Here is a 21,148-nt window from a genome sequence, read left to right on the forward strand (position 1 = left end):
ATATGTTTTTAGAATTGCAAGCTTTGTTTCGCTTGTTGTTAAGTAGTTAAGTGGGGAAATAGTTAAGTAGGAGAGTATTTGATGATCCAACAGAAACATAACAACTCAACGGCTCGACTACTTTTACTTCTCAACTAACAAAAGCCGATTGGCTAATTCCGGCAAAATCCGTACCTTCGTGCCGATGGATAATTTTATTGTTTCTGCGCGTAAATATCGGCCTTCAACCTTTGAAACGGTAGTGGGACAGCAGCACATTACCGGAACGCTTAAGAATGCCATTAAGAACAGTCAGTTAGCACAGGCCTTTCTCTTTTGCGGTCCACGTGGGGTGGGGAAAACGACTTGTGCACGCATTTTAGCAAAAACAATTAATTGTCAACATTTAAGTTCGGAAATAGAAGCTTGTGGTACCTGCGACTCCTGTAAGTCATTTCAAAACGGCAATTCCTTTAGTATTCACGAACTGGATGCAGCTTCTAATAACTCTGTTGATGATATAAGAAGTCTGATTGAACAGGTTAGAATTCCCCCGCAGACCGGTAAGTATAAAATTTATATTATCGATGAGGTGCACATGCTTTCAACGCAGGCCTTCAACGCTTTCTTGAAAACATTGGAGGAACCTCCCGCTTATGCTATTTTCATTCTGGCGACTACTGAGAAGCATAAAATATTGCCTACGATTTTATCTCGTTGCCAGATTTTCGACTTTAACCGGATTAAAGTTGAACATATTGCCGGTCACCTGGCAAACATAGCGAATAAAGAAGGCGTTGCTTATGACCAGGACGGATTGCATCTCATTGCACAAAAAGCAGATGGGGGACTTCGGGATGCCTTATCCATGTTTGATCAGATTGTTAGCTTTTCCAATAAGAACGTTAGCTATCAAGCAGTTATTGATAACCTGAATATCTTAGATTATGACTATTATTTTAAGCTAACCGATGCGATCTTTTCCGAAAATTCGGTGAATGCACTATTGGTTTTTGATGAGGTACTGTCCAATGGTTTTGATGGCAGCCATTTTATTTCGGGTTTAGCGTCTCACTTTAGAAACCTTTTAGTAGGAAAGGACGCCAGTACACTTAAATTATTGGAAGTAAGTGAAAATATTCGTCAACGCTATTTAGAGCAGGCACAACAAGCGGAGGTGGGCCTGTTGCTTTCGGCTTTAAATATCGCCAATCAATGCGAAATAAATTATCGAACGAGCAAAAACCAGCGACTGCAAGTAGAACTCGCTCTGTTAAAAATGTGCCACATCCGATCGGCCATTCAGTTTAATAAGCAAGCAATCGAAATGAATAACCGGCCTGAGTCGGTAAAAAAAAAACCTGATACTTTAGCAGTTAACGTGGTTTCAGCCCCTCCTCCTGTGACGGCGACGCCAAAGGAGCCGATGAAACCCACGTCTCCGGCAGCTATCCATCAAGACTCTTCGCCGAAATTGCAGGAGTCCACAGCCTCGGGAAAACTGAAGATTCCTAGTTTTAAGGATATCAAATTATCGTCCTCGATTCCCAGCTTAAGTGACGTTTTTAAAGATAAAAAGGAAACGGATCCTAACGCTGATCCCGAATATATAACGGGATCGGACCAACAGCACTTTACCTATGACGATTTTTTAAAGGTTTGGCATGCTTTTGCAGATAAAGCGAAGGCCGAAAGCAAGATTACGCTTTTTACCTTAATGACCGCTAATCCTCCTAAACTCAGGGATGATTTCAAGGTAGAGGTAATCGTAGAAAATGCCATTCAGGAAAATTTATTGTCCATATCTAAAATTGATATGCTAAATGAATTACGGGTCAGATTGAAAAATTTTTCTATAGACCTGATTCCCGTACAAGCCGAATCGAATGTCGTACGTAAACCTTATACCAATCAAGAGAAGTATCAGGCAATGGTCGCTAAAAATCCTTTAGTGGATAAATTAAGACAAGAATTCAACCTGGGGTTTGAATAAGTTATTAGCCGTGAGGCCTGAGCTATTGGCTGTTGCATTTATTTATATTAATTGCTACACCTAAAGGCTAAAGCCCCTATAAGCAGTCCTAATCTCGTTTTGGATAACCCTCTTCATCTAAATCATCTCTTTCATCTTCAGGTGTTTCTGCTAATTTTTCATCCTCTTTACTTAAGCGTGTGATCCGTCCATTGTCGATATGCATACCTAACTCTTCGACATCAGTTTCTAACGATTTGTCGGGGTCGTATTCATCGCCTACATACTGATTAGCTTCATCCCAATCCGAATTGTCATCTTCCCCCTGCGGCGCAGTAGTATCATAAGGATCTTCATGTTGATACTCTCTTTCTTCGTTCGGATAGTCCTTCGTGTCGGGATCAATATCGTACTCAAAGCTATCTTCCCGCTCATTATAACGTAAATTTTCTATATTACCACGATCGGCCTGATCATTTGGAATCTCTTCGTTCTTTTGAATATTCGGTTTATCCTTATTCATAATGCTTTTTCTTAAGTTCGTATTCTTCCTATGGAACAGTTGATTTTAAAATAGGTTTGTTAAAATGTGTTTAATCCGAAGCTGTATCTTTGTTTATGCTTAATCGATGTGTAATCACATTTTTTTTCTTTATCGGTTTATCCGGAATATTGTTTTCGGTTCAGGCACAGCAGCCGGTTTTACTAACAGATAGCCTACATCAACATATGTTCACTTTTGGAGAACTCAAATCCATGGTAGATACGACAGATAGGTTAACATTCGAGCAGATTCAGCAAGCTCGCGGCGCGTCGTTATTTAAGACCAATAAAAGCAGCACTCCTCAGAATACAGAAACCAACAAATACTATTGGTATAAATTACGCATTGATCACCGGGATACGCGGGAAAAGTTGTTTGTTCTAGAATTCTTTGACCAAACTATTGATGAGATTGAAGCTTATATTCCCACCCGGCAAGGTAGATATGCACAGGTCGTATTGGGTGATCAGTTAACGTTTTCTGCCCGTCCTTTTAGGCACAAAAACTTTGTGATTCCTTTGTATAACGAATTACAGGGAACGCATGACTACTACTTCCGTATTAAATCATCTCAGGTAGCAGATGTTATCATCGTCCTTCGTTCCATTGATTATTTTATAGGATATGCCTTGGGAGAGTATTTTAGTTTCGGTATTTTCTACGGCATGATCTTTATATTCTGTTTTTATAATATGGTTATGTTCTTCGCCGTAAGACAGAGAGCCTATCTTTACTACGTTTGTTACCTGTTATGTGTTGCCCTATTTGAAATGTGTACAGACGGTATCGCCTATCATTATCTATGGCCCCGTCTGTCAAACTGGAATCAATTTGCTTTTGGGATTGTTCTATGTTTGATGAGCATATTCGCCTTATTATTTACACAGCGTTTATTGCTGCTGCACCGAAAGGCCCCTCGCTTGCATTTTTTTATTTCTGTTGTTATTGCTGCCAGATTATTGTTCTTTGCTTATTGCTTGCTTTTTGATAAAAGTCTTTTCAATTATAAATTTCTGGAAGCTGTGCCACTTCTTGTCGCGTTTGGTTCAGGAATTTATATATGGACGACAGGCTATCGCCCTGCTCGATATTTTGTTATTGGCTATGGCTTCCTATTCTTCGGCTATCTCGTAAAGTTTCTCATTATGTTAGGGTTCACTTGGCTGAATTTTGGGATCATTTCCTATTATATATTAAGCTTCTGTTTTATTATGGAAATGACCTTTTTGTCATTAGCCGTGGGTGACCGCGTGCGTGTGCTTAAATACAGTCGCGATCGCGCGCAACAGCGCATCATCAAACAAATGAAAATTAATCAGGAGCTTAAAGATAATATTAACCGAGAGCTGGAAGCAAAAGTGACGGAGCGCACCAAAGAACTTATGGAAAAGTCCTCGATTATAGAGCAGCAAAACGAAGCGCTTTTTTCAGCCAATCATACCCTTCAGGAGCAGCGTGATGAAATAGCACGGATCAATGCGCTGCTTAATAAAGATAATGAAGAACTGAAAGAAAATGTAGAACAGGTTACTCGTGCGCGTGTGCTATCAACAGGTGTTCGGTTTGAGGAATTCAGTAAACTCTATCCCGATCAGGAGAGCTGCCTGAAATTTTTAGCAGAGCTTAAATGGAGGGAAGGTTATGAATGTAAGAAATGTGCAACCACCACTTATTATCCTGGGCATTTACCTTATAGCAGGCGTTGTTCGAACTGTGGCTACGAAGAGTCGGCGACGGCCCATACGCTCCTGCAAAATATACGTATACCTATTAACAAATCTTTCTACCTTATCTATTTAATCTACTCTACCAAAGGAAAAATATCCTCACACAAGTTATCAGATATCTTATCGATTAGGCAGAGCACCTGCTGGGCATACAGTAAAAAAATTAAGCAGCAAATAGAAGAGAAAAAACTAACTTTTCGGAAATTGGGCGATAAAGGATGGAGTGAATTGCTTTTTTAGCCTTAGTAAAAGTAGATTATGGGTGCTAATAAATTAAAAAATCGACGGTGTTAAAGCGTATCATAGTGTATTTAGTACACATGCTTCTATTTTAAAGGAAGGTGCTGAAACACAAGCATTGCGACCCGCTTTATATTCCGGTATTTAAGCGTATCAATTAATTTGTAATTATCTATATATCAGTCATTTACATATAAAAATATTTGTTTTTTTCCTGTTTTACCATCTATATTTGTCCCGGAATAAATAGCCGGCTAACAAGTAAACAATTTTAATTACACCAATTTATTAAACTATGTCGAGGAAGCTTTTACTAATGATTTTCCTATTTTTCATCTGCATCTCAAGTTACGGGCAAGGGACCACTGTGAGAGGCGTGGTGAAGGATATATCCGGAGATGCCCTGCCCGGTGTATCTGTTAAGGTGAAAGGAGGGACAGGGGGTACCACTACCGATGGAAATGGGCAATTTACGCTAAAGACACCAGACAATGCGGTATTGATTTTCTCTTATATCGGTTATCAGGTAAAGGAAGAAGCCGTACAGGGAAGCAGTACACTTGAAATTACACTATTGCCCTCCAATCAAGAGCTAGATGAAGTAGTAGTTGTAGGTTATGGCACGCAACGTAAAGGAGATATCACGGGGGCTGTAGGTGTCGTCTCACAAGAAGCTTTTGAGTCTAGACCTAACACCCAATTTGGAAGTATCTTGCAAGGTAAAACGGCAGGGGTGCAAGTATCCTCCCCCGGCGGTAAACCTAATGCGGGGTTGAACATTCGTATCCGTGGAACGAGTTCCATTACCTCGAGCAGCGACCCACTGTATGTAGTAGATGGCGTACCGATAGCCGATACACGTTCGATTAATCCCGCTGATATCGAAAGTATGTCTATTTTGAAGGATGCCGCATCGGCTGCTATTTACGGTGCGCAGGGAGCAAACGGCGTTGTACTTATCACCACAAAGAAAGGCAAGGAGGGGAAGACTCGTGTTGACCTAAATGCCTATGCCGGGTTTTCTTCCGTATGGCGTAAACTCGATGTGCTAAATGCGAGTCAATATCGGGAGTTGATGACAGCGTTAGGAAGAAACACGGATTGGGATCGATACACAGCCAACACGAACTGGCAAGATGAAGTTTTTCAACAAGGGGCATCCCAGAATTACCAATTAGCATTTTCGGGGAAAAGCAATAAAACAACTTATTACTTATCCGGCGGTTGGACCAAGCAAAAGGGAGCTGTGAGAAGCGCCGAAATGGATCGTTATAACTTTAAGGTAAATTTGCAACAAGAAGTAAATAGTTGGCTGACGTTAGGTACCAACTTAGGTTATACGCGTTACCATGATGTAGATGTGGCCGACAATCAAGCAGTTAATCAAGGAGGGGTCATTATGGGGATTTTATCTACACCTCCCAATATTGGAATTTACAATCCTAACGGTACCTTCACCAGTAACCCCTTTCAGGATTGGGAAAACCCCCTTGCATTTACAGATGGATCTGAACGGGGTTATAGAAATCAACGGGTCATAGGAAATGCCTATGCAGAAATCACTTTTCTTCCCGGATTAAAGTTCCGCAGTAATTTTGGTATTGATGCAGGAAGTGGTGTATATGAATATTTCCTGGATCCGATCCGTACAAGCTATGGTCGTGCGCAGGAAGGTATTGGACGTTACAATACCGATCAACGTAATTACTGGATTGCTGACAACACCTTAACTTATAACAAACAGCTTGAAAAACACAATTTCGGTGCTTTACTGGGGATGGTGGCACAAAAAACCCAGTGGGAAAACAGTGAAACCGAACGTACCGGTTTTTCCGGTACATCGATTACGACACCCAATGCAGGCTCCGTGATACGGATAGCAAATGTGTCGAAAAGGGAAAAAGCAAATGTTTCCGTTATCGGGAGAGTTAACTACGATTTTGATGGTAAGTATCTGTTTACCGCAAACTTTCGTGCAGACAATAGCTCCAATTTCGGTTCGGAAAACAAATGGGGTTACTTTCCATCGTTTTCTGCCGGATGGCGTTTGTCAAAGGAAAATTTCTTAAATGAAGTTTCCTGGTTGGATGATTTAAAGTTGCGCGCAGGTTGGGGAATTGTTGGAAATGATAATGTAGGTGAATATGCTTATTGGGGGCGCGTAGCTAGTGATGCTAATTATCCCTTTGGAGGTGTTATATCCCCGGGAACCCGGCCATCTACTTTACAAAATGATAATTTGAAATGGGAGGAGACGAAGCAAACAAATATTGGCCTTGACATCAGTGTATTTAATGCTCGGTTAAATTTCAGTGCCGATGCCTATTTAAAGAAGACGAGCGACTTATTACTGAACGTTCCTGTACCTCGAGCAACGGGTTTTGATTATGTCTTACAAAATGCGGGAGCATTGGAAAATAAGGGTTTAGAATTTCAGGTAAATTCCCGAAACTTAGCGGGGGCGCTCAAATGGGAAACCGATTTAAATATTTCATTGAACCGTAACAAAGTAAGCGATTTGGCAGGTACCACTATTTTCGGTGCCAATATATCCGGAAGGGGAGATTTGAGTTATACTACCGTAGGCAACCCCATCGGCATGTTTTATGGTTATGTGTTCACAGGAGTAGATCCGCAGACGGGAGATGCTCTATATTTAAGAAACGACGGAACAAGCTCCAACAATCCATCCCCGGATGATCGCCGAATTATTGGAAATCCTAACCCAGATTTCATTTATGGACTAACCAACACCTTTGGATACAAGAACTTTGGATTCAGTATTTTTCTACAGGGAAGCCAAGGCAACGATATTTACAATGGTACGCGGGTAGAAACGGAAGGAATGATTGATGCTAAGAACCAAACGACGGCGGTGCTCGATCGTTGGACCAGTCCGGGGCAGCTTACCAATGTTCCGCGAGCTGTACCGGATAATACCAATAATTCACGGAACTCCACTCGTTTTGTTGAAAATGGTTCGTATCTGCGCGTAAAATCAGTAACCTTAAGCTACAATTTGCCGGAAACATTATTGAGTAGGTTGAAACTAAGCAACGTAAAAGTATATGTAACGGGCGAAAACCTATTTACCGTTACAAATTATAAGGGCTTTGATCCGGAAGTTAATGCTTTCACTAATACCAATGATGCTACGCAGAACAAAAACACTTTTGTGGGAATCGACTACGGAACGTACCCGCAAACGCGTAACTTAATCTTTGGCTTGAATGTTTCATTTTAAAGAAGATAGATATGACACGACATATAATAAGAGGTATGGTCGTTTGCCTTGTTGCGACAACCATTATTTCCTGTAATAAATTTACCGATTTAACGCCGATTTCTGAGGCCACTAATGAAAATGCTTATACCACAGCAAAGGAAGCAGAAGCAGCATTGACAGGAGCTTATGACGCGCTGCAGCAGGAATACTATGTTTGGGACAACATTATATTCAGCGATGTAATATCCGACAATTACTACGCAGGGGGAGATAACCCTGAGATTTTTGCTGTTGATAAATTACAAATTGTTCCTACAAATGGTCGCTTATTCACCAATTGGGGGCAGCTGTACGGAGGGATCGCCCGGGCAAATACCGTATTGGAAAAGGTGCCGGGTATTTCCGATCCGCAGTTGGACGAAAGCGGAAGACGGGATCAGATCCTGGGAGAGGCTTATTTTCTTAGAGCCTTTCATTATTTTAATTTAGTGAAACTTTTCGGTGGCGTGCCCTTGATCTTGGTGCCTGTGGAGGCGAGCAAAACAGAAGAATATATCATTTCCAAATCAACTGAAAGCCAGGTGTATGATCAAATTATTGCTGACCTGGAACAAGCAGTGGCTTTGCTGCCGGATACTTTTTCCGATGAAAGCAGTATCAATAAGGCTCGGGCAACAAAAGGTGCCGCAAATGCTTTATTGGCGAAAGTGCACGCCCAGAGACCAGATCGCGACTATAACCGCGTGTTAAGCTATTGCGATGCCGTAATAAACAGTCCGGCCAATTATCAATTGTTGGCCAATTTTTCGGAATTATTTGATGGGGCGCATTACAATAATGCCGAGTCGATTTTGGAAGTGCAATATGTTGGCGCTCCCGAGGGTAATTTTGGTCCGCAGATGTTATTGCCACCGTCATTGAGTGGGGATACCTGGCGAAAATTTGTAACTCCGTCCCATGATTTGGTAAATGCTTTCGATAGCGAGGCAGATGTGGTACGGAAAAATAGCAGCATTTTATTTGAAAAAGTAAATTGGTTGGATGAGTTCTGGGGAAATCGGGCCGATAGTGAAGTTCCTTTTGCCTATAAGTGGAAAAATGCGAGCGGTTGGGCCAGTTCCAATAGGCAGTATTTACTTCGTTTAGGGGATATTATTTTGCTGAAAGCAGAAGCTCTAAATGAATTGGGTAGAACGGCGGAAGCAAGGGAAATTTTAAATCAAATCCGACAGAGAGCAAAGATCAGTCCCTCCGAAGCCAACAGTCAATCAGCTCTACGAGCGGCCATCTTGAAAGAAAGAAGGCTGGAACTTTGTCAAGAAGCACAACGATGGGATGATTTAAAGCGCGCCGGTTTGGCGGTGGATGTAATGAATGAGCTGAATGAAATCGACTTACGCACCAATCAGCCAGTGGATTATAATATGACGACGGAGAAATTGCTGTTGCCAATGCCGCAACAGGAATTAGACCGAAATGGGCAATTGACGCAAAATCCGGGATACTAATTATGGTAGATATGCAGTTTGGGAAACTATATATGGCAATATTGGCCTTGATTATCTTTCTGTCTTGTAAACAAGGTCTTTCAAAGAAAGAGCGTAGCGAAGCACAAGCAAGCGATACCGGCAGCGAGATTACTTCTTATTTAACCAGAGGAGACCGTTCGGCTTTATTGCAAAAATCTTCGCTGTCTTTTGGCGGAAGTAAAGCCTCGAAAAATATCGTGGTAAACACGTTGGAAACTTATCAGGAGATTGATGGATTTGGATATACATTGACGGGGGGAAGTGCCGATCTTATCGCTTCTTTGTCGAACACCAAGCAGGATAGCTTGCTGGAAGAGCTTTTTGCTGATAAGGAGCAATCAATCCGAGTGAACTATCTCCGTATAAGCATTGGAGCATCTGATTTAAGTGCCACTACATTTACTTACGATGAAATGCCACCGGGTAAAACCGATCCGGACTTGAACTATTTTTCGATCGCCAAGGAAAAGGAGACGTTGATTCCGGTCCTGAAGAAGATACTGGCCATCAATCCTGATCTTAAAATACTGGGCTCCCCTTGGACGGCTCCTACATGGATGAAAACAAATGGAGCTTTTAAAGGTGGAAGCCTGAAAAAGGAGTACTACGCAAGTTATGCGCAGTATTTTGTTAAGTATATAAAGGAGATGGAAAAGGAAGGTATTACAATTGATGCGATTACCATTCAGAACGAACCCTTGCACCCGGGGAACACACCGAGTATGTACATGGAAGCAAAGGATCAAGCCGATTTTATTAAAACGGCTTTAGGTCCTGCTTTTGAATCTGCGGGCATAAAAACCAAAATAATCGTATATGATCATAATGCAGATCGGCCCGACTACCCGCTGGAAATTTATGCAGATAAAGATGCAGCAAAATATGTAGATGGAGCTGCCTTCCATTTGTACGGTGGCAAAATTGAAGCATTGTCGAAAGTGCATGAGGCTTTTCCTGATAAAAGTCTCTACTTTACCGAACAATGGGTGGGCGGTCCCGGCAATTTTCCGGAAGATTTGAAGTGGCATGTGTCTACGCTTGTTATAGGTGCTACGCGTAATTGGAGCAGGAATGTACTTGAATGGAATCTGGCAGCTGATGCCTCTTATAACCCGCATACACCCGACGGTGGTTGTACCAGCTGCCTAGGGGCTTTAACCATAGATGACGACCGCGTAAGTCGTAATGTGGCTTATTACATTATAGGTCATGTCTCCAAGTTCGTTCCAACGGGATCCAAGCGTATAGCCTCTACATGGATGGATAGTTTACCCAATGTGGCCTTCTTAACTCCTGAGGGAAAAAGGGTGTTGATTGTTGTCAATGTGGAAAGCGAGGAACAAAGCTTTACATTTGAAGAATCGGAACGAAATGTACCGGTTGTCCTGCCAGGTGGATCGGTTGCCACCTTCGTTTGGTAAAAAGGATTTCGGTTTACGTTTTATCGAAAAGTTTGCTTTTCATGCTACTTTTGAGTTATTTTACCGTTTGTTAGATGATGCTTTGCCTCATCCTGTTAAAAAATCAAATAACTATAGATGAAACTTAACAAAATTGCTTTTATTGTTGCATTAGGAGCAGCTACGTTTTTCGTAAGTTGTAAAAGTAAAAAGCTGATTGTGAACGATGGTGCCGAAGTTGTCAATACAGGTGGTACGCCAGATCATATTGAAGGCGGTACCGTTTCCAGAACAGACGAAGGGGTGGTCCTTACTTTTGAATCCGATGTACTGTTTGCCACGAACTCTTCTTATCTGTCGGAAAAGGCGAAAGTAACAATGAAGAACATGGTGGCCTACATTAATAAGAATTACCCGAATGCACAAATTCAGATCAATGGCCATACCGACTCGACAGGTGAAGCGGATTATAACCAATGGTTATCCGAGAAACGTGCAGCATCGGTTAAGAACTATGCGGTATCCATAGGGCTTAATGGAAGCAACATCAAAACAAAAGGATATGGTAAAAGTAAACCGGTAGCAACGAACAGTACTGCAGATGGTAGGCAAAAAAATAGAAGGGTAGAGGTGATTATATTGAAATAGCTTTTAGCCTTTAGCGATTAGGGGTTAGTCTTTTGAAATGAAGTGCTAAAACTAATCGCTAACAGCTAAGGACTTCTAAAGTTCATTCGCTCTGGCTGTTATCTCTGCGATATCCAATACCTGCACTTCCTGCTCCTTATTGTAGTTTTTAACACCATCTTTGAGCATTGTCATACAGAAGGGGCATGCTGCTGCTATGATATGTGGATCGGTTTGCAGCGCTTCATCAATCCGTTCGATATTAATATCCTTTCTTCCTTTTTCGGGCTCTTTAAACATTTGGGCACCGCCGGCACCACAGCATAGTCCATTGCTTTTACATCGTTTCATCTCTACAAGCTGTGCATCAAGTACTTCGAGTGCTTTTCGAGGAGCCTCATATACGTTGTTTCCGCGACCTAAATAGCAAGGGTCATGAAAAGTTATTCTTTTACCCTTGAATGGTTTTCCCTCCGTTTGCTTGAGTTTTCCCTCATCAATTAATTGTTGGATCAATTGGCTGTGATGAACCACTTCATATTGTCCGCCTAATGCAGGGTATTCATTTTTCAGCGTATTGAAGCAGTGCGGGCAAGCGGTTACGATCTTCTTTATCTCATACGTGTTTAATGTTTGGATATTCATTTGAGCCTGCATTTGAAATAGGAATTCATTGCCAGCCCGTTTAGCCGGGTCTCCGGTACAACCTTCTTCGGTTCCTAGTATGGCAAATTTAAGGCCCACATGATTCAAGATCTTACAAATGTCACGAGTGATGTGTTGAGCACGCTCGTCAAAGCTACCTGCACAACCTACCCAAAATAGTATTTCCGGATTTTCCCCCTTGGCTGCCATTTCGGCCATAGTAGGGATATGTAGCGTGTTATCCATTATTTTTATTTAAGTATCATGACTACGTGTAAAGGATGTGCGTCCTCTTGATATATATTTATGCCTTGTATTTTCGATAACTAAAGGCCTTCTCTCCAGTTTACGCGATCAGCTTGTGCATATTTCCATGGAGCTCCGTTATTTTCAACATTAGCAAACATTGTATTCAAGCTGGATGGTGCCAGTGATTCTTCCATGACAATATATCGTCTCATATCCATAATAATTTCCAAGGGATTAATATTAACAGGGCAAGCTTCTGTGCAGGCGTTGCAGCTTGTGCAAGCCCAAAGTTCTTCCCGCGAAATATAATTATCTAATAGCGATTTCCCATCCTCTGTAAATGAGCCGTTTTTATCTATTTGTTTTCCGACTTCTACCATACGGTCCCGAGTATCCATCATGATTTTCCGCGGTGAAAGTAATTTTCCGGTGATGTTCGCCGGGCATACTGAGGTACAACGACCGCATTCGGTACAAGTATACGCATCCAGTAAATTTTTCCAGGTGAGATCCGTAATGTCTTTTACACCAAAGCGTGCAGGTTGATCACTTACCGGCGGCGCATAGGAAGGATCGAGCATCGCTTTAACTTCGTGCGTCACAGCGTCCATATTTGTAAATTGACCCTTCGGTTTTAGGTTGGAAAAGTAAGTATTCGGGAAGGCCAATACAATATGTAAATGCTTTGAATAGGGAAGATAATTCAAGAAAACCAATACACCCACGATGTGAAACCACCAGCAACTGCGCTCAATGACCCGAAGCGAATCCGGATTTTCAGGCAATAAAGGAAGCAGCAGAGAACTCATCGGGAAAGAGCCGGTGATCGATGTGCTATGAATTTGCAATTGCAATTTATAATCAGCGGCATTCATAGACAAGAATGCCGTCATTAAAGCTATCTCTGCAAGCAAAATAAGATTGGCATCGGTTCTTGGCCAACGGGTCATCTCCACTCCGAAGAAACGTTTTACATGTATAATGTTTCTTCGGATTAAGAAGATCACGCAGCCGAGTAGTACAGAGAGAGCCAACCACTCGAAGCATGCTATCAGTAAATTGTACAGAGCGCCCAAACCGGAAAAAGCACGATGGGTGCCCGCTAAGCCGTCAATAACGATCTCCAACATTTCTATATTGATGATGATAAAACCTAAGTAAACAAAAAGATGCAATACGAAGGGAATGGGGCGCTTGGCCATTTTGCTTTGGCCGAAGGCAACACGAAGCATGGTTCGCCATCGCACACCAGGCTGATCACTCCTATCTGTCGGTTTTCCTAACTTGATATTCCGGATAATCTTGCGCGCGTTATAAGTTACTAAAGCAATTGCCGTCAATAAAATGATCGCAAAGATAATTTGGCCTATCATAACAATATGGTTTTTTACGAAGTTACATAAAACTATTTATTATGCTTGCATAATAAATAAAATTTAGAAAAGATTTAAATTGCCAGATATGATGCTAAAGGTGTTGCTTAGTACGCGATAAAAGAGGTCATGATTTTTTAAAACCACTCATGCAATACGGTACGATTTTGTAAAAAAACCAGGTACATGTCATGTTTTTTGCCTTTTTTATTTATTTTCCTCAAGTAATTCATTCGATTATGGTTAAAAGACTACTCCTGCTTAAATTATCTGTTTTTATCAGCTGTGCGGTAACGGCGCAGCAGTCTACCGAATCTATTCAGGTTACAGATATGCTTAACATACAACGTATCAATCAGCTTGAAATTTCGCCAGATAAAAAACTGATCCTGTTTAATGTTCAAAAAATAAAGGGGCGAGAAAGTGACGTAGATAATTATGAATATGATAACCAGCTTTGGATGGCGAACAGGGAAGAACAATATAAGCTAAGGCAACTTACCTATAGTGAGCAGAATCCAAGTCAGCCTTCTTTCAGCCCGAAGGGAAGCGATATTCTTTTTGTTAGGACGATAAAAGGTAAACCGCAGCTGTTTTTAATGTCGTTATCCGGAGGAGAGCCGATGCAGCTTACCGATTTTAAATATGGTGCAAGCTCACCAAAATGGAGCCCTGACGGAAAGAAAATAGTATTTAGTGCCACCTTGAAATTGGAAGAGCTCCTGCAGGATTCGCTATTAAATCCGAAGCAACAATTGCCTTTATGGTTGAGTGAAAAACCCGGTTATCGAGATAATCATTATCTCGGAAAGTCGGATGCAAAAGCTAATCCAAATGGAAATCTTGCAGAAGTCAGGGCCTATCTGGCTCAGAATGAAAGGGAATATAAGGCAAAAGTAATCAATAAGCTACAGTTTCAGGGAGAAGCTGCTACCTCGAGTGAAATGCGCTTTACCCATTTATTCGTCATTGCGGTTTCAGATGGTGCACCGCAGACCGCGCCAAGGGCAATCACGACGGGTTTTAACAGTTATAGTGATCCTTATTTTTGCAACAACGACCAAATCGTCGTTAATGGGAGGCTTTCGGATACAATATTTCCGGATCGTGCATTAGAAAGCGCTGTCTATAAAATAAGCTTGAGTAGTCCTCTTCCTCAAAAAATATTGGGAAAAAAAGAGCTGTCTTATAGAATCAACACGGTATCTCCATTCGGGAGCTATCTGATATATAGCGAATCCATGGTCGCTACACCGAATGTACCAAGTGTGCATGTGATGGATTTAACGGAATCTAAACACTTGTATCCAATTGACTTGGATCGAAATATGGGAAACTTCAAATGGGCTGAAAAAGAAGATCAGGTTTATTTTACCGCTCAAAGCAACGGAGGGATTCCACTTTATCGATTTTCATTAAGGGGAGCCAAGCTGGAGAAATTATCGAGTGAACATGTAGGAATTGAAGACTACGTGATTGGAAAAAAAGTATTAGTTTATACCAAGACGAGTGTAAACAACCCGTGCGAACTGGAAATAGCCGATATGGATATGAAGCAAACCCAGAGAATCAGTTCTTTCAATGCAAGCTGGTTGAAGAACAGGAAACTCAGTTTGCCGGAAAAGCATGTTTTCAAGAACGAGGAGGGAATGGAAGTGGAGTATTGGGTAATGAAGCCCATTGGTTTTCAAGAGGGGAAGAAATATCCTTTATTGCTGGAGATTCATGGTGGACCGAGTGCCATGTGGGGACCGGGCGAGAATAGTATGTGGCATGAATATCAGTTTTTCTGTGCAAAAGGTTATGGTATTGTCTATTGTAATCCGCGAGGATCGGGAGGGTATGGTGAAAGGTTCCTTCGGGCAAATATGGATAATTGGGGAAAGGGACCTGCCAAAGATGTTTTGGAGGCTTTGGATCGAACAGTAGCGGAAGGTTGGGCTGATACGAGTAGACTGTTGCTGACAGGCGGTTCTTATGCCGGTTATCTGGTAAGTTGGATTATTGGGCACGACCAACGTTTTAAGGCAGCGTGTAGTCAACGAGGTGTGTATGATCTAAAGACCTTTTTTGGAGAAGGAAACGCGTGGCGGCTGGTGCCGAACTATTTCGGTGGTTATCCTTGGGAAGAGAAAACCAGACAAACGATCGAACGGGAATCGCCTATTAATTATGTGTCAAATATAAAAACTCCGTATATCATCTTTCACGGTGAGAATGATCTACGTACGGGTGTTATACAGAGCGAAATGCTATATAAAAGCTTAAAGATATTAGGAAGGCCGGTTGAATATGTGAGGCATCCCGGTGCTACCCACGAAATTACACGTAGTGGAGATAATAGGCAACGTATAGACCAGATGTTGCGTACTTACGAGTTTTTTGAGCGTTTTATTAACTGATTTTGTCCTTAGCTTTACCGCCCTCAGACGACATAGTAAAAAAGAGGGCGGTAAAGCTAAGGATTTTATATAACCAGGATGGTTTGTAAAAATAATTTTTGAAAGAATAGGCCGTACAATTGTTCTAAATTTATTATATTAAATTCAGCTTTGGAAAAAATAACGCCACCTTGGCAAAGGTAGAGAGATGAATGGTGACAAACAATCCCTGTTTTTCGGTATTTTTATTCTCTTTCATTAAAACCGATTTCCCATTTCCAAAGTTCAGAAGCCGGGACGCAAAATGCAAAAATATTCGACCAAATAACTATCTAATACGACAAAATGAGGTTGTATTGATATGCGTATTGGTTTGGTTCGTCACTTCGAGAATTGTGTAACAAAAAAGCCTCAGTGTTATCTGAGGCTTTCTGTGGTACCAACTGGATTCGAACCAGTGACACAAGGATTTTCAGTCCTTTGCTCTACCAACTGAGCTATGGTACCGTCAAACGTTGGTTTTTTTATTTCCGTTCGTTTGTTTTGGGACTGCAAATGTAGTGTCTTTTTTGAATTCACCAAAGTTTTCTTAAAAAAAAGATGCGTTTTTTTTAAGAATATGGTGCATAGGCCTGATTCACAGCTACAAAATTTTAAATGTAATTTAGGCTTACTTGAGTAGCCCCTTTTCTTTTAGATCTTCAAATATAATCTTATCAACCTCGGAAACTCTTGGCTTGTCATTGTACGATAGCCAAACGACTTCTTCAATTTCAGCCGACGCTTGCAAAATACCGTGAAAGGATGCTGTGTAGCAGCGCATGTTAACCATAATTCCTACTGGATGATCATGAGCTTGGGCGGAGAATTCTCCATAAAATCTGATCGATTCAGGAATTATAGTCACTGTCAACTCTTCTGCGATCTCTCTAATTAGAGCTTCTATATCTGATTCGCCTGCCTCACGCTTACCGCCGGGAAGATAATAGGTGTCTTTCCCTCTGCTGCGTGTCGATAGGATTCGGCCGTCTTTAATTTCAATGAGTGCAAGTTTGTCGATCATTCCCTTTATTATGATTGATAGCCTAAGGCATGTTTGCTCATGGCGATATTAAGTGTTATGTTTAGTGTTTTGTTCAATTTCGGAAAGCCTTAATTCATTCTTTCTTTGAGCCCAAAAGCCAATGATTATCAAAATCATTCCTGTCATAATCGATACATCCGCCATATTAAAAATACCTGTTTTAATGAAAAGGTAATCAATGTGCATAAAATCCGTGACCGATCCATAGAGAATTCTGTCGTAAAGATTGCCTATTCCGCCACCAAGCGCAAAGGCAATACCTACCGATAGCCAGGCTGAGTTTTTGTCTTGCTGTATTAAGTAATAAAGGCCGAATAGTAAAATTAGGGCAGGAAGTATGGATAGAAATATGATTTTTACGATTCCGGGCAGGTTGTTGCCCAAGCTTAAAAAAGCACCGCTATTTTCTACTTTAGTTAAGACAAAATACCTGTCGACAATCTTAATCTCTTCATAGTAATCAATTTTTTCACGAACGATGCGTTTTGATACTTGATCGCAGCCCACATTTATTAGTACCAATAGTAGGAGTAATATAGTTCTCATCTTCTCAATAACCTGTTGACCCTTTTTTTTTCGAAGTTCGGGCAATACCGATTTGCAAGATAATACTAAAACTTCCATTTAGCAAGACCATTCGTAGAAGAGAAGTATATTAGTTTAGGCGATGGTTGCGCTTTTATTGATACCATCTGGCAGCCTTTGCCTGCCAGATGGTTAGTAAATGACTTTGGCTAGGCGTTTAAACCGCCATCAATGGTAAGTGAAGTGCCGGTGATATACTTGCTTTCTTCACTTGCCAAGAACGCCACTAAATTGGCAATATCACTCCCGGTACCATAATCTGATAAAGCCATTCTGCTTCGTAAAAAATCTGCCAACTCGGTGTTTGCAGGATTCATATCTGTATCAATTGGACCTGGTTGCACAACATTAACGGTGATGTTTTTTGGTCCTAGGTCCCGAGCCAGCCCTCTAGTAAAACCGGTTAATGCAGATTTACTCATTGTATAAAGTGTTGTTTGTGCACTCAGTGCATTCTCCGCCATATTGCTTCCAATATTAATAATCCGACCACCGTTGGGCATACTTTTTACTGTTTCCAATGCTGCTATAAACAAGGCCCGAACGTTAATATTCATAATTTGTTCATAATCTTCCAATGTATGCTCTTCAAAGGGCCTACCAATATAAATACCGGCATTGTTAACAAGAATATCAATAGGACCAAAGGCAGATACAACCTGTTGAATAGCGCTTTGTATTGCCTGCGGATCCGCGCTATCTGCTTGTATGGCATTCACTTGTTTGCCCGCTTTTTGAAGCCTATCACGGAGCTGTTCAGCTTTTTCCGGCGATTTTGCATAGGTAAATGAAACATGCGCTCCTTCTGTAGCGAGTTTTTCTACAATGGCGGCACCAATTCCTCTGCTGCCACCTGTAACCAAGACTATCTTGTTTTTCAATCTTTCCATTGGTAATTTTTTTTACCAAAAGTAGGTTCTTAACTTTATATTTGTAAGTACAGATTAAATTGTTAGGTACTAACAAAAACGTAAGAAATGAGAAAAGAAACATCTACCAATGCTTTGAATGAGAAGCAAATTAATGATACTTGCGGTATGGCATATTCATTATCTATTATTGGAGGCAGGTGGAAACCGGCCATACTTTGTCGACTTGCTTATGGGAAAATGCGTTATAGTGATCTGAAGAACTCAATTGACGGCATTTCTGAGCGAATGTTGGTGGCTCAACTCCGAGAGTTGGAAAAGGATTATATTGTAAAACGTAATGTCTATGCTGTGGTGCCACCTCGCGTTGAGTACGAATTGACAGACCTTGGCCTAACGATGCGGCCTATGTTGCAGGCAATGTCCGACTGGGGGAATATGCATCGTAAAACAACGGTCAGAAAAAAGGATGACACTGCTGTTGCTTAGTGTTTTAGAAGAGCGGGCAGATTATTGGGCAATAAAGACTGGAATATCGACGCGGTGTCTGAGCCTATTAACGGTTTCCCCATAAATAAAGTCCTTAAGACCGCGATGCCCATGGCTACCTACGATCAGGAGGTCTGCTTGGTAATAGTTGCATACCTTGGCAATGAATTTCACCCGGTTTTTATGGCCCACCTCAAAGCTTGTTTCAAAGCCTTGGTCTTTAAAAAGCTGAATATAACGGGACATTCTTGCTTCGTCGTGACGTTTCTCGTAATCATCTGTGTCTTCTTCCATCATTCGGGAAGATGCGCTTTCCGCCACATGGATTAGAATAAACTGCGTGCCGGGTTTGGCAAGCTTAAGTGCATATGAAACCACTAAGGGATCAGATGAAGAATAGTCTAGTGCTAGCGCGATACGGTTGAAAGCGGGTGTTTCCAATACAGAATCTTGAAAAGGCGGATGGACTTCCATATTCACTTTTTTCTTAAGTTTAATTATAGGGTAAAGGACCGTTAGTAGCAACAGTACAAATAATCCCACGCCACCTATAATCAGTAGTGCCGTCAGCCAAGGGTTGTTAAATACTTTAATCCAGTTTGTGATTTCTTCGTATACCAACTGAAAGTTTAGGAAGGATATAATGACTGCGATTGTCCATGCAATTATTTTAAGACCCGTTGAAATAGCAAAGACCCCCATCCGTTTCCGATCGCTGACAAAATGGATAAGCGGAATAACTGCAAAAGCTAACTGCATGCTTAATAAAACCTGACTAAAAACAAGCATTGGTCCCACTTCGTCATCACCGGCAATATAAATTACTAGAATAGCAGGAACAATGGCCAATAAGCGTGTCAACATGCGTCGTAAAGCTGGGCTAATACGCAAGCGTAGATAGCCCTCCATCACAATTTGCCCAGCCAATGTTCCGGTAACAGTTGAGCTTTGACCGGCCAGAATCAGTGCGACGGCAAATAGTCTGGGGGCCCATTCACTGCCCAATGTTGGTGCTAATAATTTATGCGCGTCCTGTAATTCGGCAACGTTATTCATGCCGTTTTTGTGAAACACGGAAGCAGCCAGAATCAAGATCGCGGCATTGACGAAAAACGCAAGATTGAGGGCAATTGCCGTGTCCCAAAAATTATACTTCAGTGCTTTTCTAATAGAAGATTCATCTCGATTGATTTTGCGGGTTTGCACAAGAGCAGAATGCAGATAAAGATTATGAGGCATTACCGTTGCACCGATAATCCCGATACTAATATAGAGCGCGGCTGTGTTCGGGATGGATGGTATAAAACCGCTGGCGATAGAGGCCATATCCGGTTGCGCCAAAATCATTTCAACGAGAAAACACATGCCAATCATGAAAATCAAACCAATAATGAACATTTCCATCTTTCGCATTCCTAAGCGTTGAAGATAAAGTAGCAGAAAAGTGTCCAGGAAACTAATAGCAACACCCCATAAGAGATCCAATCCAAACAAAAGATTCAGTCCGATTGCCATACCTAACACTTCTGCTAAATCACAGGCAGCAATAGCTATCTCGGCAAGAATGTACAAAATGAAATTCATTTTTTTCGGATAGGTCTCCCGATTACACTGGGCTAAATCCTTGCCCCAAACTATGCCGAGTCGTGCCGTTAAGCTTTGTAACACCAGTGCCATCATGTTACTCATTAATAAGACCCAAATTAGTGTATAGCCAAACTGGCTACCTCCTGCTAGATCTGTCGCCCAGTTTCCCGGGTCCATATAGCCTACGCTTATTAGATAAGCAGGGCCAAAGAAACTCAAGATCTTTTTAAATCGCGACCCTTTTATATCGGTCTCAACGCTTTGATGTACTTCCTCTAACGATTTGTGTTGGTTGTTCAATGTTTTCGTCTAATAAAAATGTAATTCCTATCCTCAAACAGACAATATATTCAGAATGTTTTTAGTGTTGCTTAACTAAAAAGTTTTGCTTGGCTAACTTATGAATTTTATAGTAGAAAATCAATAGCCGTTCGCAAGTTCGTATACTGCTGCCTGATCGGTCTGTTTTCTTGAATTGTAGAATGGCCGTATCTCTTCATACGTCTTTGTTTGATAAAAATTTAAATTTTTCAATCAATTTGCAATGGTCACTGTTTTAATAAAGAAAGAAAGGAGTTTGTTATGACGATTACTGTTCGAGAGCCTGGTACCAAGGCATTTATAAATATTAATGCGTATCCT

General features: G+C 41.3%; 15 protein-coding genes and 1 tRNA gene. 8 read left to right on the top strand and 8 right to left on the bottom strand.

Annotated features, from left to right (window positions below):
• The first annotated feature begins 184 nt into the window (after nt 1-184).
• On the top strand, nt 185-1,972 hold the full coding sequence (locus FKG96_RS08775) for a DNA polymerase III subunit gamma/tau (protein WP_041388169.1): 1,788 nt from the start codon (nt 185-187) through the stop codon (nt 1,970-1,972).
• An 88-nt stretch (nt 1,973-2,060) separates the two neighbouring features.
• Here the strand turns inward: FKG96_RS08775 and FKG96_RS08780 are convergent, their stop codons facing one another.
• Nucleotides 2,061-2,474 carry a hypothetical protein gene (locus FKG96_RS08780; RefSeq protein ID WP_013665629.1) on the bottom strand — a complete coding sequence of 138 codons (414 nt, stop codon included), beginning with the start codon at nt 2,472-2,474 and terminating at the stop codon, nt 2,061-2,063.
• A 206-nt stretch (nt 2,475-2,680) separates the two neighbouring features.
• On the opposite strand from FKG96_RS08780, the gene FKG96_RS08785 reads away from it, so the two are divergent.
• The 5 genes from FKG96_RS08785 to FKG96_RS08805 all read left to right on the top strand — a co-directional run bounded on the left by FKG96_RS08785 (nt 2,681) and on the right by FKG96_RS08805 (nt 11,265).
• Entirely contained in the window at nt 2,681-4,462 is a 1,782-nt protein-coding gene (locus tag FKG96_RS08785) for a 7TM diverse intracellular signaling domain-containing protein (protein WP_242627269.1), read from the top strand.
• A gap of 295 nt (nt 4,463-4,757) precedes the next feature.
• Nucleotides 4,758-7,706: a TonB-dependent receptor gene (locus FKG96_RS08790; RefSeq protein WP_130856862.1), complete on the top strand. Its 2,949-nt coding sequence runs from the start codon at nt 4,758-4,760 to the stop codon at nt 7,704-7,706.
• Between the two features lie 11 nt (nt 7,707-7,717).
• Nucleotides 7,718-9,196: a RagB/SusD family nutrient uptake outer membrane protein gene (locus tag FKG96_RS08795; RefSeq protein ID WP_130856863.1), complete on the top strand. Its 1,479-nt coding sequence runs from the start codon at nt 7,718-7,720 to the stop codon at nt 9,194-9,196.
• A gap of 2 nt (nt 9,197-9,198) precedes the next feature.
• On the top strand, nt 9,199-10,638 hold the full coding sequence (locus FKG96_RS08800; protein ID WP_246860260.1) for a glycoside hydrolase family 30 beta sandwich domain-containing protein: 1,440 nt from the start codon (nt 9,199-9,201) through the stop codon (nt 10,636-10,638).
• A 117-nt stretch (nt 10,639-10,755) separates the two neighbouring features.
• Nucleotides 10,756-11,265 carry an OmpA family protein gene (locus tag FKG96_RS08805; RefSeq protein WP_013665634.1) on the top strand — a complete coding sequence of 170 codons (510 nt, stop codon included), beginning with the start codon at nt 10,756-10,758 and terminating at the stop codon, nt 11,263-11,265.
• Nucleotides 11,266-11,340: 75 nt separating this feature from the next.
• On the opposite strand, the gene FKG96_RS08810 is transcribed toward FKG96_RS08805, so the two are convergent.
• Nucleotides 11,341-12,135 carry a (Fe-S)-binding protein gene (locus FKG96_RS08810; protein ID WP_013665635.1) on the bottom strand — a complete coding sequence of 265 codons (795 nt, stop codon included), beginning with the start codon at nt 12,133-12,135 and terminating at the stop codon, nt 11,341-11,343.
• Between the two features lie 80 nt (nt 12,136-12,215).
• Nucleotides 12,216-13,511, bottom strand: coding sequence for a (Fe-S)-binding protein (locus FKG96_RS08815; RefSeq protein ID WP_130856864.1), 1,296 nt, complete (start codon nt 13,509-13,511; stop codon nt 12,216-12,218).
• 239 nt (nt 13,512-13,750) lie between these two features.
• Between FKG96_RS08815 and FKG96_RS08820 the strand changes: the two genes are divergently transcribed.
• Nucleotides 13,751-15,913 (top strand): S9 family peptidase, encoded by a 2,163-nt coding sequence (locus FKG96_RS08820; RefSeq protein WP_242627273.1) that lies wholly within the window; start codon nt 13,751-13,753, stop codon nt 15,911-15,913.
• Nucleotides 15,914-16,326: 413 nt separating this feature from the next.
• Here the strand turns inward: FKG96_RS08820 and FKG96_RS08825 are convergent.
• The 4 genes from FKG96_RS08825 to FKG96_RS08840 form a co-directional block, all read right to left on the bottom strand.
• Nucleotides 16,327-16,399 (bottom strand) — tRNA-Phe (locus tag FKG96_RS08825).
• A 163-nt stretch (nt 16,400-16,562) separates the two neighbouring features.
• Nucleotides 16,563-16,955 carry an NUDIX domain-containing protein gene (locus FKG96_RS08830; protein ID WP_013665638.1) on the bottom strand — a complete coding sequence of 131 codons (393 nt, stop codon included), beginning with the start codon at nt 16,953-16,955 and terminating at the stop codon, nt 16,563-16,565.
• A 48-nt stretch (nt 16,956-17,003) separates the two neighbouring features.
• Entirely contained in the window at nt 17,004-17,522 is a 519-nt protein-coding gene (gene lspA, locus FKG96_RS08835; protein WP_149105340.1) for a signal peptidase II, read from the bottom strand.
• A 188-nt stretch (nt 17,523-17,710) separates the two neighbouring features.
• Nucleotides 17,711-18,451: an SDR family NAD(P)-dependent oxidoreductase gene (locus FKG96_RS08840; RefSeq protein WP_013665640.1), complete on the bottom strand. Its 741-nt coding sequence runs from the start codon at nt 18,449-18,451 to the stop codon at nt 17,711-17,713.
• Nucleotides 18,452-18,538: 87 nt separating this feature from the next.
• Here FKG96_RS08840 and FKG96_RS08845 point away from each other — a divergent pair, with 87 nt between their 5' ends.
• Nucleotides 18,539-18,919: a helix-turn-helix domain-containing protein gene (locus FKG96_RS08845; protein WP_013665641.1), complete on the top strand. Its 381-nt coding sequence runs from the start codon at nt 18,539-18,541 to the stop codon at nt 18,917-18,919.
• 21 nt (nt 18,920-18,940) lie between these two features.
• Here the strand turns inward: FKG96_RS08845 and FKG96_RS08850 are convergent, their stop codons facing one another.
• Complete coding sequence (locus FKG96_RS08850; RefSeq protein ID WP_130856866.1) at nt 18,941-20,806, bottom strand: Nramp family divalent metal transporter; 1,866 nt, start codon at nt 20,804-20,806, stop codon at nt 18,941-18,943.
• Nucleotides 20,807-21,148: the final 342 nt, after the last annotated feature.

The organism is Olivibacter sp. LS-1, from assembly GCF_008245145.1.
In the GTDB taxonomy this organism is placed as follows: domain Bacteria; phylum Bacteroidota; class Bacteroidia; order Sphingobacteriales; family Sphingobacteriaceae; genus Olivibacter; species Olivibacter oleidegradans.

Coding starts and splice junctions, on each gene's coding strand:
- FKG96_RS08775 (WP_041388169.1), top strand. CDS start 185: ATGGATAATTTTATTGTTTCTGCGCGTAAATATCGGCCTTCAACCTTT.
- FKG96_RS08780 (WP_013665629.1), bottom strand. CDS start 2,474: ATGAATAAGGATAAACCGAATATTCAAAAGAACGAAGAGATTCCAAAT.
- FKG96_RS08785 (WP_242627269.1), top strand. CDS start 2,681: ATGTTCACTTTTGGAGAACTCAAATCCATGGTAGATACGACAGATAGG.
- FKG96_RS08790 (WP_130856862.1), top strand. CDS start 4,758: ATGTCGAGGAAGCTTTTACTAATGATTTTCCTATTTTTCATCTGCATC.
- FKG96_RS08795 (WP_130856863.1), top strand. CDS start 7,718: ATGACACGACATATAATAAGAGGTATGGTCGTTTGCCTTGTTGCGACA.
- FKG96_RS08800 (WP_246860260.1), top strand. CDS start 9,199: ATGGTAGATATGCAGTTTGGGAAACTATATATGGCAATATTGGCCTTG.
- FKG96_RS08805 (WP_013665634.1), top strand. CDS start 10,756: ATGAAACTTAACAAAATTGCTTTTATTGTTGCATTAGGAGCAGCTACG.
- FKG96_RS08810 (WP_013665635.1), bottom strand. CDS start 12,135: ATGGATAACACGCTACATATCCCTACTATGGCCGAAATGGCAGCCAAG.
- FKG96_RS08815 (WP_130856864.1), bottom strand. CDS start 13,511: ATGATAGGCCAAATTATCTTTGCGATCATTTTATTGACGGCAATTGCT.
- FKG96_RS08820 (WP_242627273.1), top strand. CDS start 13,751: ATGGTTAAAAGACTACTCCTGCTTAAATTATCTGTTTTTATCAGCTGT.
- FKG96_RS08830 (WP_013665638.1), bottom strand. CDS start 16,955: ATGATCGACAAACTTGCACTCATTGAAATTAAAGACGGCCGAATCCTA.
- lspA (WP_149105340.1), bottom strand. CDS start 17,522: ATGAGAACTATATTACTCCTACTATTGGTACTAATAAATGTGGGCTGC.
- FKG96_RS08840 (WP_013665640.1), bottom strand. CDS start 18,451: ATGGAAAGATTGAAAAACAAGATAGTCTTGGTTACAGGTGGCAGCAGA.
- FKG96_RS08845 (WP_013665641.1), top strand. CDS start 18,539: ATGAGAAAAGAAACATCTACCAATGCTTTGAATGAGAAGCAAATTAAT.